The 24,384-nt window shown below is 60.4% G+C and carries 17 protein-coding genes; 11 read left to right on the top strand and 6 right to left on the bottom strand.

Going from position 1 to position 24,384, the window contains the following annotated elements; genetic code table 11:
* Nucleotides 1–14: 14 nt before the first annotated feature.
* A complete protein-coding gene (gene argH, locus M2497_RS24685) occupies nt 15–1,442 on the bottom strand; it encodes an argininosuccinate lyase (protein ID WP_248483834.1) in 1,428 nt (475 codons plus the stop codon).
* 193 nt (nt 1,443–1,635) lie between these two features.
* Here argH and M2497_RS24680 point away from each other — a divergent pair, with 193 nt between their 5' ends.
* Both M2497_RS24680 and M2497_RS24675 read left to right on the top strand, forming a co-directional pair.
* Nucleotides 1,636–2,595 (top strand): LysR family transcriptional regulator, encoded by a 960-nt coding sequence (locus M2497_RS24680; protein WP_248483832.1) that lies wholly within the window; start codon nt 1,636–1,638, stop codon nt 2,593–2,595.
* 271 nt (nt 2,596–2,866) lie between these two features.
* A complete protein-coding gene (locus tag M2497_RS24675) occupies nt 2,867–4,411 on the top strand; it encodes a Fic family protein (RefSeq protein ID WP_248483830.1) in 1,545 nt (514 codons plus the stop codon).
* Between the two features lie 79 nt (nt 4,412–4,490).
* Here M2497_RS24675 and M2497_RS24670 read toward each other — a convergent pair whose 3' ends face one another.
* From M2497_RS24670 to M2497_RS24655, 4 genes are all read right to left on the bottom strand, one after another.
* Nucleotides 4,491–5,135 (bottom strand): HAD-IB family hydrolase, encoded by a 645-nt coding sequence (locus M2497_RS24670; protein WP_248483828.1) that lies wholly within the window; start codon nt 5,133–5,135, stop codon nt 4,491–4,493.
* 72 nt (nt 5,136–5,207) lie between these two features.
* Nucleotides 5,208–5,393 carry an HNH endonuclease gene (locus tag M2497_RS24665; protein ID WP_348984765.1) on the bottom strand — a complete coding sequence of 62 codons (186 nt, stop codon included), beginning with the start codon at nt 5,391–5,393 and terminating at the stop codon, nt 5,208–5,210.
* Between the two features lie 50 nt (nt 5,394–5,443).
* Nucleotides 5,444–6,694 carry a ribonucleotide-diphosphate reductase subunit beta gene (locus tag M2497_RS24660; RefSeq protein ID WP_093529834.1) on the bottom strand — a complete coding sequence of 417 codons (1,251 nt, stop codon included), beginning with the start codon at nt 6,692–6,694 and terminating at the stop codon, nt 5,444–5,446.
* Between the two features lie 474 nt (nt 6,695–7,168).
* Complete coding sequence (locus tag M2497_RS24655; RefSeq protein WP_092242420.1) at nt 7,169–7,438, bottom strand: DUF2790 domain-containing protein; 270 nt, start codon at nt 7,436–7,438, stop codon at nt 7,169–7,171.
* Between the two features lie 413 nt (nt 7,439–7,851).
* On the opposite strand from M2497_RS24655, the gene acs reads away from it, so the two are divergent.
* The 7 genes from acs (at nt 7,852) to argR (ending at nt 15,751) form a co-directional block, all read left to right on the top strand.
* A complete protein-coding gene (acs, locus tag M2497_RS24650) occupies nt 7,852–9,807 on the top strand; it encodes an acetate--CoA ligase (RefSeq protein WP_248483826.1) in 1,956 nt (651 codons plus the stop codon).
* Between the two features lie 651 nt (nt 9,808–10,458).
* Nucleotides 10,459–11,244, top strand: coding sequence for an ABC transporter substrate-binding protein (locus M2497_RS24645; RefSeq protein WP_084301307.1), 786 nt, complete (start codon nt 10,459–10,461; stop codon nt 11,242–11,244).
* A 91-nt stretch (nt 11,245–11,335) separates the two neighbouring features.
* Nucleotides 11,336–12,025, top strand: a complete 690-nt coding sequence (locus tag M2497_RS24640; RefSeq protein WP_010208305.1) for an ABC transporter permease — start codon at nt 11,336–11,338, stop codon at nt 12,023–12,025.
* On the top strand, nt 12,022–12,720 hold the full coding sequence (locus tag M2497_RS24635; protein WP_124418298.1) for an ABC transporter permease: 699 nt from the start codon (nt 12,022–12,024) through the stop codon (nt 12,718–12,720). Before M2497_RS24640 ends, M2497_RS24635 begins: the two co-directional genes overlap by 4 nt.
* A 1-nt stretch (nt 12,721) precedes the next feature.
* The gene (locus tag M2497_RS24630; protein ID WP_248483824.1) at nt 12,722–13,834 is read left to right on the top strand and encodes a succinylglutamate desuccinylase/aspartoacylase family protein; all 1,113 of its coding nucleotides are present in this window, start codon (nt 12,722–12,724) and stop codon (nt 13,832–13,834) included.
* A gap of 27 nt (nt 13,835–13,861) precedes the next feature.
* Nucleotides 13,862–14,626, top strand: a complete 765-nt coding sequence (locus M2497_RS24625; protein ID WP_005790637.1) for an ATP-binding cassette domain-containing protein — start codon at nt 13,862–13,864, stop codon at nt 14,624–14,626.
* A gap of 144 nt (nt 14,627–14,770) precedes the next feature.
* Nucleotides 14,771–15,751, top strand: a complete 981-nt coding sequence (gene argR, locus M2497_RS24620; protein ID WP_122576195.1) for a transcriptional regulator ArgR — start codon at nt 14,771–14,773, stop codon at nt 15,749–15,751.
* A 9-nt stretch (nt 15,752–15,760) separates the two neighbouring features.
* Here the strand turns inward: argR and M2497_RS24615 are convergent, their stop codons facing one another.
* Nucleotides 15,761–21,658: a DUF6543 domain-containing protein gene (locus tag M2497_RS24615; protein ID WP_248483822.1), complete on the bottom strand. Its 5,898-nt coding sequence runs from the start codon at nt 21,656–21,658 to the stop codon at nt 15,761–15,763.
* Between the two features lie 285 nt (nt 21,659–21,943).
* On the opposite strand from M2497_RS24615, the gene M2497_RS24610 reads away from it, so the two are divergent.
* Nucleotides 21,944–23,164, top strand: coding sequence for an aspartate aminotransferase family protein (locus M2497_RS24610; RefSeq protein WP_071493988.1), 1,221 nt, complete (start codon nt 21,944–21,946; stop codon nt 23,162–23,164).
* 189 nt (nt 23,165–23,353) lie between these two features.
* Nucleotides 23,354–24,373: an arginine/ornithine succinyltransferase subunit alpha gene (gene aruF, locus M2497_RS24605; RefSeq protein WP_003175655.1), complete on the top strand. Its 1,020-nt coding sequence runs from the start codon at nt 23,354–23,356 to the stop codon at nt 24,371–24,373.
* Nucleotides 24,374–24,384: the final 11 nt, after the last annotated feature.

Below are 24,384 nucleotides of genomic sequence, written 5' to 3'. Positions count from 1 at the left end.
ACGGGGTTGCAGGCTTAAATCCGAAATCCCTGGTAACTCTCTGTCCACTGTTGCTGTTCGGCCAAGGCCGCTTTCAACCGCCCAATCTGCTCCCGAACCCGCTCCGGCGCCGTCCCACCCCACCCACTGCGCGCTGCAATCGCCGCTTCCAGGGTCAGGCAATCGCGCACCTCCGGCGTCAACCGCGCGTCCACCTCCGCCAACATCGCCGGCGAGGCTTCCCACAGTTCAATCTCATGCTTCTCACAGGCCTGCACCAAGGCGCCGGTAATCTCATGCGCCTCCTTGAACGGCACGCCGCGAGTGGCCAACCAATCCGCCACTTCCGTTGCCAAGGTGAACCCCATCGGCGCCTGACGCCTAAGCTCTTCCACCTGCACCTTCATGGTCGCAACCATCCCGGCCATCGCCGGCAGCACCAGCAGCAAGGTGTCCACACTGTCCAACACGCTGTGCTTGTCTTCACTCAAATCGCGGTTGTACGACAGCGGCAATGACTTGAGCGTCGACATCAACCCGGTCAGGTTGCCAATCAAGCGCCCAGCCTTGCCCCGCGCCAACTCGGCAATATCCGGGTTCTTCTTCTGCGGCATGATCGAGCTGCCAGTGGCGTAGGCATCGTCCAGCACCACCCAGCGAAACTGCCGCGAAGACCACAGGCAAAACTCTTCGGACAGGCGCGAAATATTCACCCCGAGCATGCCCGCCACAAACAGGAACTCCGCCACATGGTCACGGCTGGCGACAGCGTCGATGGAGTTTTCGCACGGCCCGGTGTAGCCCATTTCCTTGGCCGAATGCTCAGGCTGGCGTGCAATCGCCGAACCGGCCATCGCTGCCGCCCCCAAAGGCGACAACGCCGTACGCGTATCCCAATCCACCAGGCGTTGCACATCGCGCAACATCGACTGGGCGTGAGCCAGCAAGTGGTGGGCGAACACAATCGGTTGCGCCTGCTGCAAGTGGGTGAACCCAGGACAGATGCTTTCCACATGTTGCTCGGCCTGTTCCACCAACGCCTGCTGCAAACCCAACACCTCGGTGGTGATGGTGCGCGCATGGTCGCGTAGGAAAAGGCGCAGGTCATTGGCGGTTTGATCATTACGCGAACGCCCGGCACGCAGCTTGCCGCCCAGGGCGCCGAGGCGTTCAGTCAATACGCGTTCGATAAAGGTGTGCACGTCCTCGTCATCCAGGGTCGGATGCAGCGTGCCGGCGGCGAAGTCCGCACCAATACCGTCCAGCGCGTCGAGGGTGCGCAGGGTCTCCGACTCATCCAGCAGACCAGCGCGTTGCAACTCACGGGCATGGGCGCGGGAGCCGGCCAGGTCGTAGGGCGTCAGGCGGAAATAGCGCTCAGGGCAACGCGACAACGCGGCCAATGCAGCAGATGGGCCGGTCTTGAAACGAGCGCCCCAAAGGCGGTCGGTGGGCTGGGACATGGATGTTCCTCACGCTTGTTTTTAGAAGAGTCGGAGGCAGTAAAAATAAGTTTTCAACTAGACTGAACCAGCGTCTGACGCGCCGTATTCAAGGTTGCCAAGGGCGGATGTTTATGTTCATTATCGCCGCCTGGCTATGTTCAAGGATTGGGTTGAAGCCTGTTGAATATGGCACTTGAGGTCAACGCGTATTATGGAAACCCCACTTTCCACTTCTGGAAACCTGCCACCCAAACCCGGCACAAGACCGCCCCTGCAACTGAGCGGGCTGGACTTCAAATTGCTGCGCGTGTTCATGGCCGTAGTCGAAGCCGGCGGCTTCAGCGCCGCGCAAAACGAGCTGAACGTGGGCCTGGCGGCCATCAGTAAACAGATCTCCGACCTCGAGATCCGCATCGGCATGCGCCTGTGCACCCGGGGCCGAGAAGGGTTTGGCCTGACCGAAGAAGGCAAGTTGGTGTATCAGGCGTCCATCGAGTTATTTACCTCGGTAGACAGTTTTCGCGACAAGCTTAGTTCGGCGCAAAACGAGCTTATTGGCGACCTTAGTGTGGGCGTAATTGATAACACCGTGTCCGACGTTAATTCCCCGCTAATTACCGCGCTAGGGAAATTGCACAGCGAATCGCCGAAAATTAGATTGCGCCTACATGCCTCGCAATTGGACGAAGTTGAACGCGGCGTGGTCGAAGGGCGGCTGATCGTCGGTATCGTGCCGGTGTATCAACGGCGTGAAGAATTCGATTATTTCCCGCTGTATGAAGAAAAGGCCCACGCCTACTGTGCCGTAGGACACCCACTCTTCGACGCAAACGACCTCACGCCCGAGGTCTTGCGCCAATACGAAGTGGTGAACCATCGGTATGCGATCCACCGCGACAAGGCCAACTTCGTCAACTACGACAGCCAGTCCGCCTCGGCCTCACAAGTGGAAGCTGTCGCGATCCTGGTCCTCACCGGCCGCTTCCTCGGCTTCCTGCCGGAACACTACGCCGCGCCATTGGTAAGGGAAGGGCGCCTACGCGCACTGTGCCCGGAACAGGTTCACCTGAGCACCGCGTTCAACCTGATCCTGCGCCACAGCGCCCCGCGCAGCCCGATGGTAAAAGCCTTCGCAACAGCCTTGGGCGTGGACCTCAAAGCCACGACATAACACTCAAGCCAAACACCGTCCCTCCGAGCGACAGAGATCAACTGTGGGAGCTGTCGAGCCCCAGCGAGGCTTCGAAGGGATCGCCTCGGTCTCCTGACGGCCCCATTCATTCGGATCGCTTCCCTTTAGGTTGTTATCGTTTTCAAATGAAATTGCTGATTTGTTAGCAAATTTAAGAGCGCATTAGCGTTTTCGTACTCACAAAATTATCGTTTTCGCCTACTATTCCCTAATAGTTATCGTTTTTTAGGGTTCGTTAGGGGATTCGACCATGCAGGTAGGCTTCAAGGCACTCGCTGACCGCTACCGTATCTCGCTGGCACAGCCACTGCGCGTCGAATCGGCAATCGGTACGACCCGCATGAGCCACGAGAGCAATGGACATGTCGAGCGTAAGTACCCCCTCAGCTACCAACCCTCGGACGACTTTGCAGGGCATTTCGAGTTCGGGCTCAAGTACGAAGAAATTCACCTCGAATTCTTCGCTCGCCTATTTGCTGCAGCCGGCCCTGAGCCCGTCGAAGCCTGGTGCCGGCAAACGCCTTTTGGTCAATATGCCCGCCGCACCGGATTCCTGTACGAGTGGTTAACCGGACTGCACCTTGATGTACCAGATGTTACCAATGGCGGCTATGTCGATGCTGTTTCATCACAGCATTACCTGACCCGCGTTGAGCCTTTGCGTATAAGGCGCTGGCGCATCAACGATAATCTTCCCGGCGTACCTGCGTTCTCCCCCTTGATCCGTCGCACCGAAGCCGTGCAAGAAGCGTTGCAGTTTGATCTGGGCGCAGCACTGGGGGAGCTGAACCAGACCTTTGGCGCTGATATCCTGATGCGCACGGCGAGTTGGCTGACGTTCAAGGAGTCGCGTGCCAGCTTTTTGATCGAGAGAGAGGCAGACAAAGCCGACAGGATCCAGCGGTTTGCCCACGTGATCGCCAAGTACTGTGGTCACATCGAGAATCCGTTGAGTAATGAAAGCCTGCACACCTTGCAAGCCGGTATTTTGGGGGAAGAGGCGCTAGGGCTGGGCTTGCGGCACTCACCGGTCTTCGTGGGGCAGGCCACTATGCGCGAGGATATCGTTCACTACATTGCGCCGCCATTTGAGGTGCTAATGCAATTGCTCGACGGCTTGAAAGCATTCGAGTTGGCAACACGGGGCGCTGAGCCGCTGGCCCGGACCGCTGTAATCGCTTTTGCTTTTGTCTATATCCACCCCATGCGAGACGGCAATGGTCGGATCCATCGCTTTCTGATCAACGATACCTTGATCCGTGATAAGGCGGTGCCTGAAGGCGTAATCTTGCCAGTGTCGGCCACAATCACAAGTTCGATTGATTTCCGGGCGCGTTACGATCGTACGCTGGAGGCATTTTCGCGGCCATTCATGCAACGCTACGCTGGCTCCTATCGATTTGGAGAACTTGTAGTCTACGAGGACGGAACCCGCAGCAATCTGGTCTTCGATGACTACGACGATGCGCAATTCGCGTGGCGCTACCCCGACTTGACCGAACAAGTCTTGTATACGGCACAGGTAGTGGCGCACACGGTTCGTATAGAGATGGCTGATGAAGCGCGTGTGTTGGTCATCTTTCAGCGCGCCCAGGAACGGCTAAAAGAAGTGCTGGAAATGCCTGATCAGGACGCAAACCGAGTCATTCGGTCGTTAAAGGAAAATGGCTGGCAGGTATCGGGGAAATTGAAGAAAGCTTATCCGCAGCTGGAAGTGATTCACCTAGCCGAACGGGTTGTGGAAGCGGTGCGATCCACATTTGAAGATCAAGAATTGGGTAGCGGTGACGATTGATCGGAATGGGCCATCCGCGCACTGGCACCCCATGCTAGTGCGCGACCCTCGGTCTACCCGCCAACCCCACCCACCCGCATCATCGCTGCAACCGAGCCCGCTTCTTCTTCGCATGAAAATGCCGAAAATGCGCATCCTGCGCCGCCGCCAGCAACTCCCGATCCCCACGCGTATCGCCCCAGGCCCGCAGCCGATAGTCGCCCAAATCCCCGTACACCGCCTCAAGCCGCAGCACCTTGTTCTCGCATCGGCAGTTATTCCCGGTGAGCTTGCCGGTCAACACCCCGTCGACCACCTCAAGCTCAGTGCCGATCAACTTGATCCCGAGCCGATTGGCAAACGGCTGTAACACCAATGCCGGCGACGCCGAACACAACGTGACCTCCGCCCCGGATCCCAACTCCTGCTCCACCGATAACACCCCTGTCGGCCGCATCAGCCGCGCCCAAGTCTTCTGGCAATACTCCTCGGCTTTCTGTTGCACCCATGCCTTCTCCACCCCGGTCATAAAGGTGCGGATCAACTGCGCCTTCAACTCATCCCGGCTGATCTGCCGCACCAGAAAGCGCAGCCCCGGCACCGCCAGCTTGAGCATCCGGCCGTAGAACTCGCCGGGGCCAAAGGCAAACTTGAGGAAGGGCACGAAACTGTCGTGGTGGGTCAGGGTGCCGTCGAAGTCAAAGACGGAAAGTACTTTGGCGTCAGCGGGGCCGGCTTCGAGCATGTCTGGGTTCACGGGTTGGCCTCGGTCCTATCGGGTATTTATTGAGTGTGCATCAGGTGTGACAGCGGGAGTCTACTCCCGTGCCAATCTTCCGACTTTGGCGTAAAGCCCTTCGGTGAAGGCATCCCGGTCACTCGACCGGTGACAACGCTGATGGCAATTGGGGCACAAGGCTACAGCATTGGTGGTGCGATCCGAACCCTTCTGGGCGAGGTGGTCAGCCTGATGTGCTTCAAGAAGTAGCAATTCACCGCGCACAAAAAAGCCCTGAACACGTCAGGGCTTCATGGGGTTGCTTGGCTTAGGAATCAATCCCAGCTCAGCGCGCCGCCAGTCTGGTACTCGATCACACGGGTCTCGAAGAAGTTTTTCTCTTTCTTCAAGTCCATGATTTCGCTCATCCACGGGAACGGGTTGGTGGTACCTGGGTACTCTTCCTTCAAGCCAATCTGCGACAGACGACGGTTGGCGATGAACTTCAAGTAGTCTTCCATCATCGCCGCATTCATGCCCAGCACCCCACGCGGCATGGTGTCACGAGCATATTCAATCTCCAGCTGAGTCCCTTGCAGGATCATCTGGGTCGCTTCTTCCTTCATCTCGGCATCCCACAGGTGTGGGTTTTCGATCTTGATCTGGTTGATCACATCGATACCGAAGTTCAGGTGCATCGACTCATCGCGCAGGATGTACTGGAACTGCTCGGCCACGCCGGTCATTTTGTTGCGACGGCCCATGGACAGGATCTGGGTGAAGCCGCAATAGAAGAAGATGCCTTCCAGCACGCAGTAGTAGGCGACCAGGTTGCGCAGCAGTTCTTTGTCGGTCTCGACGGTGCCGGTTTCGAACTTCGGATCGGAGATCGAGCGGGTGTACTTCAGGCCCCAGGCGGCTTTTTTAGCGACTGATGGGATCTCGTGGTACATGTTGAAGATCTCGCCTTCATCCATCGCCAGGGATTCGATGCAGTACTGGTAGGCGTGGGTGTGGATCGCTTCTTCGAAGGCCTGGCGCAGGATGTACTGGCGGCACTCCGGGTTGGTGATCAGGCGATACACGGCCAGCACCAGATTGTTGGCGACCAGGGAGTCGGCGGTGGAGAAGAAGCCGAGGTTGCGCATGACGATGCGGCGTTCGTCGTCGGTCAGGCCTTCGGGGTTTTTCCACAGGGCGATGTCGGCGGTCATGTTGACCTCTTGCGGCATCCAGTGGTTGGCGCAGCCGTCGAGGTACTTCTGCCAGGCCCAGTCGTACTTGAAGGGTACGAGTTGGTTGAGGTCGGCGCGGCAGTTGATCATGCGCTTTTCGTCAACGGCGACACGGGCGGAGGCGCCTTCGAGTTCGGCGAGGCCTTCGGCGACGTCGAGTTTGTCGAGGGCGGCCTTGGCGCGGACGATGGCGGCGGAGTCACTGGCGGTGACGGCGCGGGCTTCGATGGCGGCGGCAGCGCCGGCACCGTCGAGGCGGTCCATGTTGGCTTCGGTGGCGTGGCCGGCGTTGGCGCCTTTGGTGGCCACTTCGCCTTCTTCTTCTTTGTCGAATTCGTCCCAGCTCAGCATGACGTGTCGTCTCCTGCGTGAGGGCTCAAAGGTGCCCGTGTGAAACCGGATGGTTGGGTGTTCACACGGCCCCCAGGGCCGCGGTGGATCTTAAGGAATCGTTTGTTGCAGCTAGCGCACGCATTAAACGGAATAGGGTTACGGGTGCTCTGCGTGAGGCTTGAGGTGCGGAGCGGTGGTTGCTTGCTCCAGCGGGAGGCCTCAGGTCTGGCTCTTCATCCCTGTGTAAAGGGATATTGCAGGCCCGATTTACCCGCGCATTATAGGGAAAAAATCGGCTTTGTGTTGTGGCGGATGGTCACGGATCGCAGACAAAAAGCCTGCTTTTCGAGCCAAGGCTCGGGTTTATTGGGGTTGGCTGGAGGGGCGAGCGGCAGGATTTTTTTTGAGGATGTGCAGCGAGGGGGGAAGGGGGGCGGTGCTTTGCCGCAAGAACCATTTCTTGCGGCGAATAAGTTCAAACTAACCAAGTGATTACCCGTTAGAACAACCATTGCCCATCACATGGTAATTAAGTATATGACGCTGACCCTGTGAGTCTTCATATTCCATCTTCACCGGTACCACTTCGCACACTTCCGGAATACTGCTCATGGACAGTACTTTTGCCACATCCAGATGGGTGCTGTAAGTGTAGTCTTCAACGATCGGAGGGTTGCTGCCAGCTACGTCAGTCGGGGCTTCGTCGGCCAGGGCGGCGGTGGCGCACAAGCTGCTGAGGGCCATAACTACTAAAGCTTTCATTTCTCTATTTACCTTCTTCAGGGCGAAAGGGGTCACGGGGCCCTTGTGAGGCCACGTGTGTAACTTAAGAGTTGGGAAGTTCGGATTAACGTTGCCTTCGTGGGGGCTGTTGCGTTGTTAATCACTGCTGTATTTAACTACAGTGCCTTGTTGGCGGAAGTGATTTTAGGCCCTCACGTTATATTCATATACCCGTGCTTTTGATAAACACTATTGGCGGTTTTTGTAACAATCCTGTGGTAAAGCTTTTTTCACAAAGCCGCAAAGCGCCACGGCCCGCGGGCTAGAGGTGCAAACGGGGATATCAGGGCAATTTGTAGGGGCTTGTTACTACCATCGTCGAATGGTTCTATAGGTCGGCCCCGGCTACAACAGGGCCATACAACAACAACTATGTCACCGAGGTAAGAAAGATGAGTGCGGCTTCCCTGTACCCCGTTCGCCCCGAAGTAGCAGCCAACACGCTGACCGACGAGGCGACCTACAAGGCCATGTACCAGCAGTCGGTGGTCAACCCCGATGGCTTCTGGCGCGAGCAAGCCAAGCGCCTTGACTGGATCAAGCCTTTCACCACGGTGAAGCAGACCTCTTTCGACGATCACCACGTCGACATCAAGTGGTTCGCCGATGGCACCCTGAACGTTTCCTACAACTGCCTGGACCGTCACCTCGCCGAGCGTGGCGATCAAATTGCGATCATCTGGGAGGGCGACGACCCTGCCGAGAGCCGCAACATCACCTACCGCGAGCTGCACGAAGAAGTCTGCAAGTTCGCCAACGCCCTGCGCGGCCAGGACGTGCACCGCGGCGACGTGGTGACTATCTATATGCCGATGATCCCCGAAGCCGTGGTCGCCATGCTGGCCTGTACCCGTATCGGTGCGATTCATTCCGTGGTGTTTGGTGGTTTCTCGCCGGAGGCCCTGGCCGGTCGCATCATCGACTGTAAGTCGAAGGTGGTGATCACCGCCGACGAAGGCATCCGCGCGGGTAAGAAGATTCCGCTGAAGGCCAACGTCGACGACGCCCTGACCAACCCGGAAACCAGCAGCATCCAGAAAGTCATCGTGTGCAAGCGCACCAATGGCCAGATCAAGTGGAACCAGCACCGTGACATCTGGTACGAAGACCTGATGAAAGTGGCGGGCACCGTGTGCGCGCCCAAGGAGATGGGTGCTGAAGAAGCGCTGTTCATCCTCTACACCTCCGGCTCCACCGGCAAGCCCAAGGGCGTGCAGCACACCACCGGCGGCTATCTGTTGTACGCCGGCCTGACCCACGAGCGCGTGTTCGACTACCGCCCGGGCGAAATCTACTGGTGCACCGCCGACGTCGGCTGGGTCACCGGCCACACCTATATTGTCTACGGGCCGCTGTCCAACGGCGCGACCACCGTGCTGTTCGAAGGCGTGCCGAACTACCCGGACATCACGCGGGTGGCGAAAATTGTCGACAAGCACAAGGTCAATATCCTTTACACCGCCCCGACCGCGATCCGCGCCATGATGGCGTCCGGCACTGCTGCGTGCGAAGGCGCAGACGGCTCCAGCCTGCGCCTGCTCGGTTCGGTGGGTGAGCCAATTAACCCAGAGGCGTGGGACTGGTACTACAAGAACGTCGGCCAATCCCGTTGCCCGATTGTCGATACCTGGTGGCAGACCGAAACCGGCGGCAACATGATGAGCCCGCTGCCGGGCGCCCATGCGCTCAAACCGGGTTCGGCGGCACGGCCGTTCTTCGGCGTGGTGCCGGCGTTGGTGGATAACCTGGGCAACCTGATTGAAGGCGCGGCCGAAGGCAACCTGGTGATCCTCGATTCGTGGCCAGGCCAGGCACGTACCCTGTTCGGCGACCATGACCGTTTTGTCGACACCTACTTCAAGACATTCCGTGGCATGTACTTCACCGGTGACGGTGCGCGTCGTGACGAAGACGGTTACTACTGGATCACCGGCCGTGTGGACGACGTGCTGAACGTGTCCGGCCACCGCATGGGCACCGCCGAGATCGAAAGTGCCATGGTTGCCCACCCTAAAGTCGCCGAAGCGGCGGTGGTGGGTGTGCCGCACGACATCAAGGGCCAGGGCATCTATGTGTATGTCACCCTCAAAAACGGCGAAGAGCCGAACGAGGCGCTGCGTCTGGAGCTGAAAAACTGGGTGCGCAAGGAGATCGGGCCGATTGCTTCGCCGGACGTGATCCAGTGGGCGCCGGGCTTGCCGAAGACGCGTTCGGGGAAAATCATGCGGCGTATCCTGCGCAAGATTGCCACGGCTGAGTACGACGGGCTGGGGGATATCTCCACCCTGGCGGACCCGGGTGTGGTGGCGCATTTGATCGAGACGCACAAGACCATGAACGTCGCGTAAGGCGGGATAGTCAGATAACGCCCCACCCGGTGTAAGCCGGGTGGGGCTTTTTTGAGCGGCCTCAAAAGCACCGGAGATCCAGTGTGGGAGGGGGCTTGCCCCCGATTGCAGTGGTTCAGTTTAAATGCCTTTCACTGACACACCGCTATCGGGGGCAAGCCCCCTCCCACATGGGATCCACGCCAGTCAAATAAATATCGGTTTTTCGTGTAGGGCGTTTCTGAATGTTACCGCCAACCCTCAATGTGTAACCTCCCGCCCAAACCTGAGGCAATGTGCTACGTCTGCGCCCCGAAAAACCCCATTCCAGACACCCCAGGAAATAAGATTAAACGCCAGACTTGCCGTGCCAGAAGGGTTTGCGAATAATAGGCCCGCAATTTGCAGCGTCTACAGGTTTAATGTCTTTTGTCTCTGCATAAAATCCAGAGGCTGTCAATGAGTTGGATCCGCTTTCTCGGTGCTTCTGTAAATTGTTGTCGCATTGAGGAAATATCGGCTTCCAGCCTGTCGTTAGAATGCCGATCACTCGCTCGTCGTCTCCGATGTTGAATCGGTGTAGGACGCAGCACCGCTATTCGGTTTCCCTTACGCCGCATCGTGGGCCATGGCTCATACTGCTGTTTTGCCCTATACCGATGGAGTCCCAAGATGAAGAAACTCGTGCTGTTGGGCGCCCTGGCGCTGTCCGTGCTGTCCATGCAGGCTTTCGCTGATGAAAAGCCCCTGAAGATTGGTATCGAAGCGGCTTACCCTCCGTTTGCCTCTAAGGCGCCGGATGGCAGCATCGTCGGTTTTGACTACGACATCGGCAACGCCCTGTGCGCAGAGATGAAAGTCAAGTGCACGTGGGTCGAGCAGGAATTCGACGGCCTGATCCCTGCGCTGAAAGTGCGCAAGATCGACGCGATCCTGTCGTCCATGTCCATCACCGACGACCGCAAGAAGTCCGTGGACTTCACCAACCGCTACTACCTGAGCCCAGCGCAGCTGGTGATGAAGGAAGGCACCACCGTCAGCGACAGCCTGGATGAATTGAAAGGCAAGAAGATCGGTGTGCAGCGCGGTTCGATCCACGATCGTTTCGCCAAGGAAGTCCTGGCCCCTAAAGGCGTCACGGTTGTGCCTTACAGCTCGCAGAACGAAATCTACCTGGACGTGGAAGCCGGTCGCCTCGACGGTACCGTGGCTGATGCCACCCTGCTGCAAGACGGCTTCCTGAAAACCCCGGCCGGTAAAGGCTACGCGTTCGTGGGCCCGCAGTTCACCGACGCCAAGTACTTCGGCGACGGCATCGGTATCGCTGTGCGTAAAGGCGACAAGGCCGAACTGGACAAGATCAACGCGGCCATCGCGGCGATCCGTGCCAACGGCGAATACAAGAAAATCCAGGACAAGTACTTCGACTTCGATATTTACGGCGCTGACCCTAAGTAACTCGTCGCAGCTGTCTGTCCCAAATGGCGCAAGCAACAGAATTCCTGAGGTTTGCGCCATTTTTTCATCCCCCTTTTCGAGGACCTGAATCATGTTGAAAGGCTACGGGGCCGTCATCCTCGATGGCGCATGGTTGACGCTTCAGCTCGCCTTGTCGTCCATGGCCTTGGCCATTGTTCTGGGTCTGATCGGGGTCGCGTTACGCCTGTCGCCGGTGCGCTGGTTGGCCTGGCTGGGTGACTTGTACTCCACGGTGATCCGCGGGATCCCCGACCTGGTACTGATCCTGCTGATTTTCTACGGCGGCCAGGACCTGCTCAACCGCGTCGCGCCGATGCTCGGCTATGACGACTATATCGACTTGAACCCCTTGGCCGCCGGTATCGGCACCCTGGGTTTCATCTTCGGCGCCTATCTCTCGGAAACCTTCCGTGGCGCCTTCATGGCCATTCCCAAGGGCCAGGCCGAAGCCGGCCTGGCGTATGGCATGAGCAGTTTCCAGGTGTTCTTCCGGGTGATGGTGCCGCAGATGATCCGTCTGGCCATCCCCGGTTTCACCAACAACTGGCTGGTACTCACCAAGGCCACCGCGCTGATTTCGGTGGTGGGCCTGCAAGACATGATGTTCAAGGCCAAGCAGGCGGCAGACGCCACCCGCGAGCCTTTTACCTTCTTCCTCGCGGTGGCGGCGATGTACCTGGTGATCACCAGCGTGTCGTTGCTGGCCCTGCGTCATCTTGAGAAGCGCTACTCGGTAGGCGTAAGGGCGGCTGATCTATGATCTTCGACTACAACGTCATCTGGGAGGCCATGCCGCTGTACCTCGGCGGCCTGGTGACCACCCTGAAACTGCTCGCCATCTCGCTGTTCTTCGGCCTGCTCGCGGCCTTGCCCCTGGGCCTGATGCGCGTGTCCAAGCAGCCGATCGTCAATGGTGCGGCCTGGCTCTATACCTACGTGATTCGCGGCACGCCGATGCTGGTGCAGCTGTTCTTGATCTACTACGGCCTGGCCCAGTTCGAGGCGGTGCGCGAGAGTTTCCTGTGGCCACTGCTGTCCAGCGCCACCTTCTGCGCGTGCCTGGCCTTTGCGATCAACACCAGCGCCTACACCGCCGAGATCATTGCCGGCAGCCTCAAGGCCACGCCTAATGGCGAGATCGAGGCGGCCAAGGCCATGGGCATGTCGCGCTACAAGCTGTACCGCCGTATCCTGCTGCCGTCGGCCCTGCGTCGTGCGCTGCCGCAGTACAGCAACGAAGTGATCATGATGCTGCAGACCACCAGCCTGGCCTCCATCGTCACCCTGATCGACATCACCGGTGCCGCACGCACCGTGAACGCGCAGTTCTACTTGCCGTTCGAGGCGTATATCACCGCCGGTGTGTTCTACCTGTGCCTGACCTTCATCCTGGTGCGCCTGTTCAAGTTGGCCGAGCGCCGCTGGCTGAGCTACCTGGCGCCGAGGAAGCACTGATATGCAACGTATCGATCACCGGTTGCCCTGGAGTCACCTGGGCTGCGAGCGCCAACTGAGCGTGTTCCGTTTCGGCAAGGGCGAGCGCAAGGCCTATATCCAGGCCAGCCTGCACGCCGACGAACTGCCCGGCATGCGCGCCGCGTGGGAGCTGAAAAAGCGCCTTGTCGAACTGGAACAGCAAGGTGCGCTCAATGGCGTGATCGAGCTGGTGCCGGTGGCCAACCCGATGGGCCTGGGCCAACTGCTGCAAGGCAGCCACCAGGGGCGTTTCGAGGTCGGCAGCGGCAAGAATTTCAACCGCGATTTCGTCGAGTTGAGCGAGCCGGTTGCCGCATTGCTTGACGGCAAGCTGGGCGATGATCCCCACGCCAACGTGCGCATGATCCGCCAGGCCATGAGTGACACGCTTAACGCGCTGCCCGAGCCGAGCAGCCAGTTGCAGGGCATGCAGCGCATCCTGCTGAGCCATGCCTGCACCGCCGATGTGGTGCTCGACCTGCATTGTGATGCCGAAGCTGCGCTGCACATGTATGCGCTGCCGCAGCATTGGCCGCAGTGGCGTTCGCTGTCGGCCCATTTGAATGTGAAAGTCGGCCTGCTGGCGGAAGACTCCGGCGGCAGCTCGTTCGATGAAGCCTGTTCGCTGCCGTGGCTACGCTTGTCCCAGGCGTTTCCCGACGCACAGGTCCCGCTGGCCTGCCTGGCGACGACTCTGGAACTGGGTGGCCAGGCTGATACCGGCCGCGACGAAGCGGTCTTCCACGCCGAAGGCATCCTGGCGTTCCTTGCCGAGCAGGGCTTGATCAAGGGTGAATGGCCCGCGCCGCAATACGAGCCGTGCGAAGGCGTACCGTTTGAAGGCACTGAACTGCTGTTCGCGCCCCACGCCGGGGTGATCAGTTACCTGCGTAAAGCCGGTGACTGGGTCGAAAAAGGCGAACCGATCTTTGAAGTGATTGACCCCCTGGAAGACCGCGTCAGCACCCTGTGCGCGGGCACCTCGGGGGTGCTGTTTGCCGTTGAACGGCTACGTTATGCCCAAGCGGGTTTCTGGCTGGCCAAGGTGGCGGGGCGCGAAGCGCTGCGTCACGGGCGCTTGCTCAACGACTGACCACCTGTTTTTGTGAGAACCGACCGCATGTACAAACTTGAAGTCCAAGACCTGCATAAACGCTATGGCAGTCATGAAGTGCTCAAAGGTGTGTCCCTGGCCGCCGCGGCCGGTGATGTGATCAGCATCATCGGTTCCAGTGGTTCGGGCAAAAGTACCTTTTTGCGCTGCATCAACCTGCTGGAGCAACCCCACGCCGGCAAGATCCTGCTCAACAACGAAGAGCTGAAGTTGGTGGCCAACAAGGACGGCGCCATGAAGGCCGCCGACCCCAAGCAACTGCAGCGCATGCGTTCGCGCCTGTCCATGGTGTTCCAGCATTTCAACCTGTGGTCGCACATGACCGCGCTTGAAAACGTGATGGAAGCGCCGGTGCATGTGCTCGGCATGTCGAAGAAAGAAGCCCGTGAAAAGGCTGAGCATTACCTGGCCAAAGTCGGCGTGGGCCATCGCAAGGATGCGTTCCCCGGCCACATGTCCGGTGGCGAGCAGCAGCGCGTGGCGATTGCCCGTGCCCTGGCGATGGAGCCGGAGGTGATGCTGTTCGACGAACCCACCTCGGCGCTGGACCCGGAACTGGTCGGCGAAGTGCTCAAGGTGATGCAGGACCTGGCCCAGGAAGGCCGTACCATGGTGGTGGTGACCCACGAAATGGGCTTTGCCCGTGAGGTGTCGAACCAGTTGGTGTTCTTGCACAAAGGCATCGTCGAAGAGCGCGGCAATCCACGGGAAGTGTTGGTGAACCCGCAGTCCGAGCGTTTGCAGCAGTTCCTGTCCGGCAGCCTGAAGTAATTCCTGCCTATGGGGTTTGCTTTGTGTGGGAGGGGGCAAGCCCCCTCCCACATTGGATATGCATCGTTTTTGAGATTTGTACTCGATTACGGGCTAGCATTGGCCCTTGTCTTCATTACTGTTACTGGCTTCGGATAGCACTCCATGACCGCCCACAAAATTGGTTTCCTGATTTGGCCCAGCACAAAAGCCCTGACGCTTGCGCTGGCTGAGGAGGCCTTGCGCGTTGCCCAGCGGGTGCATCCGGATGTGGTCTACGAGCTGTCGTTCCTGCTTGCAGAACCGGCCACCGAAGGTGCCTGGCAACTGCCGGGCGAGCCGTGGGCCGGCAAGCTCGAGGGTTTCCAGAAGCTGTTCCTGCTGGCGGATGAGCCACCTACTGTCATTGCCTCGCAACTGAGCACTGCGCTCAAGCAGCTTGTGCGAGCCGGGTGTGTGATCGGTGGTCTGTCGGCCGGTGTGTATCCGTTGGCCCAGCTCGGCCTGCTCGATGGCTACCGTGCTGCCGTGCATTGGCGCTGGCAGGACGATTTCGCCGAGCGCTTCCCCAAGGTCATCGCCACCAGCCATCTGTTCGACTGGGACCGCGACCGTCTCACCGCCTGCGGTGGCATGTCGGTGCTCGACCTGTTGCTGGCGGTATTGGCCCGTGATCACGGCGCGGAACTGGCCGGTGCGGTGTCCGAGGAACTGGTGGTAGAGCGTATCCGCGAAGGCGGCGAACGCCAGCGTATCCCGCTGCAAAACCGCCTGGGTTCCAGCCATCCGAAGCTGACCCAGGCGGTGTTGCTGATGGAAGCCAACATCGAGGAACCGCTGACCACCGACGAAATTGCCCAGCACGTCTGCGTGTCGCGACGACAACTGGAACGCATCTTCAAGCAATACCTCAACCGCGTCCCCAGCCAGTACTACCTGGAACTGCGCCTGAACAAGGCCCGCCAGATGCTCATGCAAACCAGCAAGTCGATCATCCAGATCGGCCTGTCGTGCGGCTTCTCCTCGGGGCCGCATTTCTCCAGCGCCTACCGCAATTTCTTCGGCGCCACCCCCCGTGAAGACCGCAACCAGCGGCGCAGCAGCAGCCCGTTCGAACTGTCATCGGTGCCGTCGGAACGCGGTTGAACGCCTGCTTCACTCCTCTTCTGGCGGGCCCTGCGGTGGAATCAACCGGTTGCCCGCGGCATCCCGTGTAGCCGCCTGGACATACAGGGCAAAACCGGTGCGCAGGTAGTACTGCCGCAACAATTCCAGACTGTGCTCAGACAGCGGGTTGCCGCGCAGGTCGGAGTCGTTGTCGAGGGTTGTTGCGACTTCCAGTATGGCCTCGGGCAACGTCTCGATCAGGTTGTTGCTCAGGTCCAGCGTATGCAGGGACGGTAGTTGGAATACTCCCTCGGGAACCTCACGCAATTGGGCATCGCGCAGGTGCAGCGAGCTCAGCTGATACAAACGGCTGACAGCTGGCGCGTGGCCCAGAGGGTTGTTGCTCAGGTCGAGGAATTCAATGCCATTCAAGTTTTCCAGTGAGCGCGCACTTTCGGGCGTCAAGCTCAGTCGGCATTCGGCAAGGTCCAGGGAGGACAGGTGCGGCATGCTGAAAATCGACGTCGGCAGGGTTTGCAATGAGCATCTGTTGAGGGTCAGTGTCTGCAGCTCGGGGAACCCCCTGAGGGTGCCGTCGACTTCGGTGGTTGTGCCGTCGCTGATCAGTTCGAACGAAGTCACATGCTCGAAGCGCGCATTGAGTTGTGGCAGTGCGCCGAGTATCGGCGTTTCGAGTGTCACTGCATGGGTCAGATCGTCATCGAGGCTCTCTTCGTCTTCGGGGCTTTCATAACGCCAGGCTTGTTTGAGCAATGTCTTGAAATTGCGCCGTACCAATTGCTGTTCGGCGCGTGTCTGTTCGTCCAGGGGGATGTCGAGGATCGGGTGGTGCGTCGGCACATCGACAATCCATTCATCCAGGTCGGTGTCCAGCTGGCGGTATTCCTCTTCGAGCTCGCGCATTTCAGCGTCTATGTCGCTCATCGTGCCTGGCAGTTTGAAGCTGAAACGATCGGCCTCGCTGGCGATGAAGGTCGGGTAGAGCTGTTGCACGCGTGCGCGCTGAGCGTCGGAAACCCTGGCTCTGAAGAACTCTCCGGTGCGTTGGCAATAGGCCTTGATCCGTTCCAATGCCTGCCCGGACAACGGGTTGCCCGACAGGTCAACGCCCCGGGCGATCGCGTCGGGCAAATCAGAGAGGCTCGCAGGCAGGTCCTCAATGGCATTGTTGCTCAGGTCAACCGCCGCATGCAGTTCGCTGCTCAGCAGGCCGGTCGGCACTTCGCGCAGGCCGGTGTTGCGCAGGTGCACGCGGCTCAGTTGAGGGAGTCGGTTGAAGTCCGGCATGAGTCCCAGTGGGTTGTGGTTGAGGTCCAGGAACGCCAGGCGGTTCAACCCTTCCAGCCCCCGCACGGAAGTGGCGGACAGCGTGATCGAGCATCGGGGCAGGCCGAGAAACTCCAGGCGTTGCAGGTTGAACAACGGCGCGGGGATATCCCCCAGCGGCGCGTCGCTGATGTCGACAACGTTCAGCTTGTTGAAGCTGGACAGGAAGTGATCCAGGTGCAGGGGGCGACCGTTACCCTCGATACGAATGCCGCCGATATGCTCGAAGCGGATGCTCAACTGCGGTAGCTCACCGGCCAGGGCGCTTGAGATTTCCAGGGAGTTGAGCCAGCGCGTCTGTTGCGGGGTTTCGCGCCGCCAACTGCGTTCCAGCAGTTCCTTGAGCACGGTTCGGCGTCCGCGCTCTACGTCGGAGAGGGCGGGGGCCCGGGCCCAGGTCTGGAGTTCCTCGGTCAGGGTCTGATAGTCGGCGGCCAATTGCGCCAGGGCCACTCTGCCGGCCTCGATGTCGCCCGGCAGGTCGAAGATGAACCGGTTGATCTGCTCGTCGCGGAACGTCGGAAACAGCCGTTGTGCGTCACGCATGTCGGCGGGCAGGGCATTGGCCTCCAGGTAGGTGCCGTGTGCCTGGTAGTAGGTCTTGACCTTCTCCAGCGTCGCCCGTGAGAGCGGGTTGCGCGACAGGTCGAAACGGCGGCTGGACTCGGCCGACAATTCGAACATGGCCTGCGGCAACGTGCTGATCCGGTTGTCGTTCAAGATAGCGGCTTGTAGCTCCGTACGGCTTAGCAGGCCGGCCGGCAGGCGCTCGATGCCGGTATTTGACAGGTCCAGGGCGACCAGTTCAGGCAGGGCCTCGATACTGGGGACGAGGCCGAGCGGGTTGCCGTTCAGGTCCAGCGAGCGCAGCTGATGCATCGCCGACAGCCGCGCCAGGCTCTCCGGCGTGAGGGTGATCCGGCAATTGCTCAATTGCAGTGAATTCAACTGAGGCAGCGAAGTGATTTGCGCGGGCAGGGCATCCAGCGGAGTGTTCATGATTCCCAACTGGCGCAGCCTGGGAAAGCGGCTGAGAAAGGGCAGCACGCCCTGCAGATACTCGGAGCCGTCCAACAGCAGCATGGAAATGTGATCGAACTGGGCGTCCAGGCGTGGCAGCTCGCCGAGAAAGTTGGCGTTCAGGTTCAGCACATGGCCGTCGCGGGCCGGGTCTTCGTAGTAATCGTCGATCCTGGTTTCGCGGCGCCAGGCTTGCTTGAGCTGATGGGCAATGGTCAAGCGGTTCTGTTCCTCCTGGCGCCGCTCCCAGGTGCTCAACGCCTGGGCGCTGGTCGGGTGGTGGGTCGGAATATCCGTTTGCCAGGCCAGCAGGTCTCGGTTCAGTTGTGCATATTCCCGGGCCAATTGAGCGAGCTGTGTTGCTGCGCCGCCCGGGCGAGTCTGCAACTGTTCAATGAGTGCGTGCAGTTGGGTATCCCTCAGGCCGGGGTACAGGGTACGTGCCCGTTGCTGCAGGCTCACCGGGCTGCCCGCGGTGCGCGGTTGTTGGGCATAACCCGCATCGTTGCCGAGCAGTTGCAGGGTTTCGACGGCGGGTTCCGGCTCGGCGCCCAGCAGTACCCGCAGCTCGTGGCGTGGCGGCGGGTGTTGGCGCAGGCGTTCGCGCAGTTCAGGGCCTTGGTGGATGCCGATGTTCAGCTGATCGCGCTGGGCATCGGGGAGGGCGTGTAGGATGGCGGTGTAGAGGTCGGTCTCGCCGGACAGCGGGCCGCGCTCGTCATAGGGCACGTAGCGGCCGCTGTCCAGGCGTACCAGGCTGCGGCGGATGGGGGCGGTGTCGGGGCCGATGCTGCGCCACAGCGGCCCGTCGATGGTGCGGTGCCGGGCTTGCAGGTTGACGTCGGTGGACCAGCCCGGCAGCAATCGCAGTGCGCTCAGCGTCAGTTGGTCGCTGTCGAGGTTGATGTGCGAGTCCAGGTGTTGCCCCTCGTAGGCGCGGTTCAGGCGTACCTCGGTAAGGGCCGCCTGGGCCAGTTGCGCCAGGCGCGGTGGCGTGCGCTGTTCGCGCAGTGCCGTCAGTTCCTGCGCGGTTGCCTGGCCCAGCAACTTTTCGGCGACCGATGCGGGCAAGCCGGGGGCGCTGTCGATCAGCCGCTGGGCCTGGGGGTGTGCGGAATGCTGCCGGAACCCATAGCGCGATTCGAACAGGGCGCCTCGATGCTTGCGTGCGATCTCGGCCAGCCGCTTCCTCAGGTTGCGCGCGCGGGTTTCCAGGCTCAATTGCGGGTCGCTGGCGCGCTCGCCGAACTGTGCGCGGATCTCTTCCGGGGTCAGCGCCTTTAGCACCGCCTTGAGCAAATCACCGTTGGTCAATTGTGCTTCATGAATTTGCACCAGAGGCTTGGACTGATCGCCGAAGACCCACGCCACACGGCCCTGATCATCCAGCAAGCGCAAGCCCCGGGTGTGTGGCCATGAGCCGTTGGCGGTGAGCAGTTGCAGCAGGTCCTGCGGGTCGATACGGCCGTACGCTGCCGGGTCATCGCTGTTCAGGCGCTCGATCAGGGTGTCCAGGTCGCGCTCGATGCGCAGCCGTGCCAGGGCGTCATCGAGCAGCGGTGGCAGGGGCTCGCTGTGAAGGTGCATCTTGCGCAGGCTGTCTTCAGGGGTGCCGCTGAGGGTCAGGGCCAACTCGCGGTCGGCGTCACTGAGGCCCTGCGCCCGGTAGCCCAGGCGGCCGAGCAGGGTGGGTTGGGTCCATTGCAGCGGTTGGTCGAGTTCGGTCCGCCAGGTACCGTGCTCGTTGTGGTGCAACTGGGGTTGATAGGCGTCGGCCCGTGTTGGGTGTTGGATACGGTACTGGCCGTCCTCAGGGGACTTTTTCACCGCATAGAGTTTGCCTTCCAGCGGCAGGATCGATTCCTTGCGCACGTCATGCAGGCCGCGTGCGTCAATACCCAGGTGCGGCGGCAATTGCAGCTTCTGCTGGTAAGGCTCGAGGTCGGGTTGCCAGTAGCGGCGGGCGCCATTGGCGAGGGTGACCGGTTTGAAACGATCGATGAAGGCCAGGGTTTGCGGTGACAACAGTTTGCGTAACTCAGGCACGCCGATTTGCGTGCCGGCCGTAAACAGCCCCAGTTGAACCGCAGCCTCCAGCAGGCTCATCAGGTGTGCAAACGCTTCGCGGTCGAGCCCTTCGGCCCAATCGACGATGCCCTCGAAGACGTCGTCGAGCAGTTGATAGGCCATGTAGCCCAGCATCAGCTCTCCAAGCCCCGGGATGAAGGGTGCAACCACCATCAGCAGCGTGTTCACAATGGAGGAGGCCACATTGACGAACGCATCCCACCGCGCCCAGCGGGCGTTGCGGTCCACGGTGGCGGTGGCGACCGCCAGGGTGCGAGCGTCGTTGAGGATTTTGTTCAGCCTGGATTGATAGAGGAATACCCACGGATCGCCCATGATCGGGATGGCGGAGAATTGCAGCGTGGGATCGTCGGTGGGTTCGGCGCGCCAAGGGGCCAGACCTTTGCCTTGATCACTGGGGTGCCAGGTGATTTTCTCCAGGCGCTGGCTGAGGTCGGCGAAAAACACACCGAGGTGCTCGTGGGCCACGAAGCGACTGAAGAACGCCTGGTAGTCGGTGGCGCGCAGTTGTCGGGTGAGTTCCTGTTTGAAGGCCAGCGCAGAGCGATATTCCTTGAGCGGGTGTTCCGGGTCATCTGGCACATAGGCCACCAGGCGCCGCACGCTACGGGTGTTTTCAAGATCCGGTGCGAACAGCAGGATACCGGTCAGCGGTGTACCCATCATGCTGAATTCATGGCACAGCACCGCATCTGTGCCGAGGCGCAGGCCGGTACGGCCATCGATGAAACCCTCTATCACCTGCGCGTAATCGTCCTGGATATCCTGCTGCAGCCGTGCCAGTTGCAGCGCTGCGCGCAGGGCGGCTTTCTGGCTGGCGTCGACCTTGGTTTGCAGCACCGCGCTGGCGACCGGGCTGTCCATGCCCAGCCCGCTACGCAGGTAGCGCATGTAACGGGCGCCCAGGTCGAGGTCGCGACACAGTTGGGCGAAGGCAGCGACCGGCAGTTGGTGTTTGATCGCCGGCAAGGTGTCGAACCGGCCGGAAGCGTCGGGACGGGTGATGTAGGTGGAGGCCGGTTCATAAGCGTCCGCCTGGGTTTCCTTGTGTTCGAAGTTGTGCAGTGCGGCGTCGAGCAGCGATACGGTCCAGGCGCGGGCGGCGCCAGAGCGCACGGGAAACCAAGGGATGGTCAGCGGGATGTATAGGCGGATAAAGGTCGCTTCCACATCCAGTTCAAGGTTGAACTGCTGTTTCAAGGCGTCTGCAAGCAAGGGTTTGCCGAACGCCTTGGGATCCTTGAGATCCTTGAGCGCGTTGTCGACGCGTCTCTGGGCTTGCCAATGTGCACCGTTCAGCTGTTTGAAGGCGGCTTGCTGCGCGGCGTTGGCGGTTGGTAAAGGCAGGGGCGCAGCTTTTTTGAACGCCTCGCGCTGGCGCACGGACGCGCTGAGCAGCCAGCCGGGCAGGGCGCCGGTCAATGGTTCAAAGTCTTGGTCGGGGCGGCTGTTATCGCTGACTGCCGGTACAGGAGAAGTCGGGGTTGTCATGCTCGGATCCATGAGGGGCTCGAAACCACGAGTAAATCAGCCGCCCCGGCATGCCGGACTTTAGATAGTTATGCCGCCGGCACGTCTGGCCCTCACGCAAACGGCGCGCAGCGTTTAAACTGCGCCATTGCGATGCTATTTGTCGCATTGGCGTAAACCCGCGTAAAACGCGGGTTGGCGCTATAAGAAGTTGTCGCTTGGCGACAAGGCCCTACTGAAAACTGTCCTTACAATCCCTGCATCGCCCGCCAGTTCCAGGCAGGCGTTCCTCTTCAGGAGACTCCGATGTCCGTTGAGCAAGCCCCGGTGCAACGTGCCGATTTCGACCAGGTCATGGTTCCCAACTACGCACCTGCCGCCTTCATCCCCGTGCGTGGCGCAGGTTCGCGCGTGTGGGACCAGGCTGGTCGCGAGCTGATCGACTTTGCCGGCGGCATCGCGGTCAACGTATTGGGCCACGCCCACCCGGCGCTGGTCGGTGCACTGACCGAACAGGCCAACAAGCTGTGGCACGTGTCCAACGTGTTCACCAATGAGCCGGCCCTGCGCCTGGCGCATAAGCTGATCGACGCCACCTTCGCCGAGCGTGTGTTCTTCTGCAACTCCGGCGCCGAAGCCAACGAGGCCGCGTTCAAGCTGGCCCGTCGTGTCGCGTTCGACCGTTTCGGTACCGAGAAGTACGAGATCATCGCCGCGCTGAACAGCTTCCATGGCCGCACGCTGTTTACCGTCAACGTCGGTGGCCAGTCCAAATACTCCGATGGCTTCGGGCCTAAAATCACCGGCATCACCCACGTTCCTTATAACGACCTGGCCGCGCTGAAAGCTGCGGTGTCGGACAAGACCTGCGCCGTGGTGCTGGAACCGATCCAGGGTGAAGGCGGCGTGTTGCCGGCCGAGCTGGCCTACTTGCAAGGTGCTCGTGAGCTGTGCGACGCCAACAACGCCTTGCTGGTGTTCGACGAAGTACAGACCGGCATGGGCCGCAGCGGCCACCTGTTCGCCTACCAGCACTACGGCGTGGTGCCGGACATCCTCACCAGCGCCAAGAGCCTGGGCGGCGGTTTCCCGATTGCAGCCATGCTCACTCGCGAAGACCTGGCCAAGCACCTGGTGGTCGGCACCCACGGCACCACCTACGGCGGCAACCCGCTGGCGTGCGCGGTGGCCGAAGCGGTGATCGACGTGATCAACACCCCTGAGGTGCTGGCTGGCGTGAATGCCAAGCACGAGCTGTTCAAGGCGCGCCTGGAGCAGATCGGCAAGCAATACGGCATCTTCACCGAAGTGCGCGGCATGGGCCTGTTGCTCGGTTGCGTACTGAGCGATGCGTTCAAAGGCAAGGCCAAGGACGTGTTCAACGCGGCCGAGAAAGAAAACCTGATGATCCTGCAGGCCGGCCCCGACGTGGTGCGTTTTGCGCCGAGCCTGGTGGTGGAAGACGCGGACATCCAGGAAGGCCTGGACCGTTTTGAACGTGCAGTAAAAACGCTGACGCAAGCCTGATACACCCTTATTTGCCGGACCGTGTCATGTGGGAGGGGGCTTGCCCCCCGATAGCGATGGGTCAGCCACCTGATTTATCAACTGACAGACTGCTATCGGGGGCAAGCCCCCTCCCACATTTGACCTGCGTTGAATCAGGAACTGTCCGGTATTTTTTCCTATGAGTTTTTCGAGTTAAGGAGTGACACCATGCTGGTGATGCGCCCCGCGCAAATGGCTGATCTGGGCGAGGTACAGCGTCTGGCTGCGGACAGCCCGATTGGTGTCACCTCCTTGCCGGACGACGTGGAACGCCTGAGCGACAAGATCGCCGCGAGCGAAGCGTCCTTCGCCGCCGAGGTGAGCTTCAACGGTGAAGAAAGCTATTTCTTCGTGCTTGAAGACACCGAGACCGGCAAGCTCGCCGGCTGCTCGGCCATTGTCGCGTCGGCCGGTTACTCCGAGCCGTTCTACAGCTTCCGTAACGAGACCTTCGTGCACGCTTCCCGCGAGCTGAAGATCCACAACAAGATCCACGTGCTTTCCCAGTGCCACGACCTCACCGGCAACAGCCTGCTCACCAGTTTCTACGTGGTGCCCGAGCTGGTCGGTTCGCCGTGGTCGGAACTCAATTCCCGTGGCCGCCTGCTGTTCGTCGCCAGCCATCCCGAGCGCTTTGCCGACTCGGTGGTGACCGAGATCGTCGGCTACAGCGACGAGAACGGTGACTCGCCATTCTGGGACGCCATCGGCCGCAACTTCTTCGACCTCAACTACGCCGCCGCCGAGCGTCTGTGCGGGCTGAAAAGCCGCACCTTCCTCGCCGAGCTGATGCCGCATTACCCGATCTACGTGCCGCTGCTGCCGGACGAAGCCCAGGAAGCCATGGGCCAGGTGCACCCGCGTGCGCAGATCACCTTCGACATCCTGATGCGCGAAGGCTTCGAGACCGACCATTACATCGATATTTTCGACGGCGGCCCGACGCTGCACGCACGGGTCTCGGGCATTCGCTCGATCGCCCAGAGCCGCGTGGTGCCGGTGAAGATCGGCGAGATGGTCAAGGGCGTCGGCCGCCAGTACCTGGTGAGCAACGCGCAATTGCAGGACTACCGCGCGGTGATGCTGGAGCTGGACTACGCGCCGGGTAAACCGGTGACGTTGGACCTGGCAGCGGCCGAGGCTCTGGGTGTTGGCGAAGGTGCGAGCGTGCGCCTGGTAGCGGTTTAAAAAGAGAGTTT

This window comes from Pseudomonas sp. CYM-20-01 (assembly GCF_023169845.1).
In the GTDB taxonomy this organism is placed as follows: domain Bacteria; phylum Pseudomonadota; class Gammaproteobacteria; order Pseudomonadales; family Pseudomonadaceae; genus Aquipseudomonas; species Aquipseudomonas azotoformans.
The sequence above is the reverse complement of the archived record's forward strand: the minus strand, read 5'-3'. Positions and strand labels throughout refer to the sequence as shown.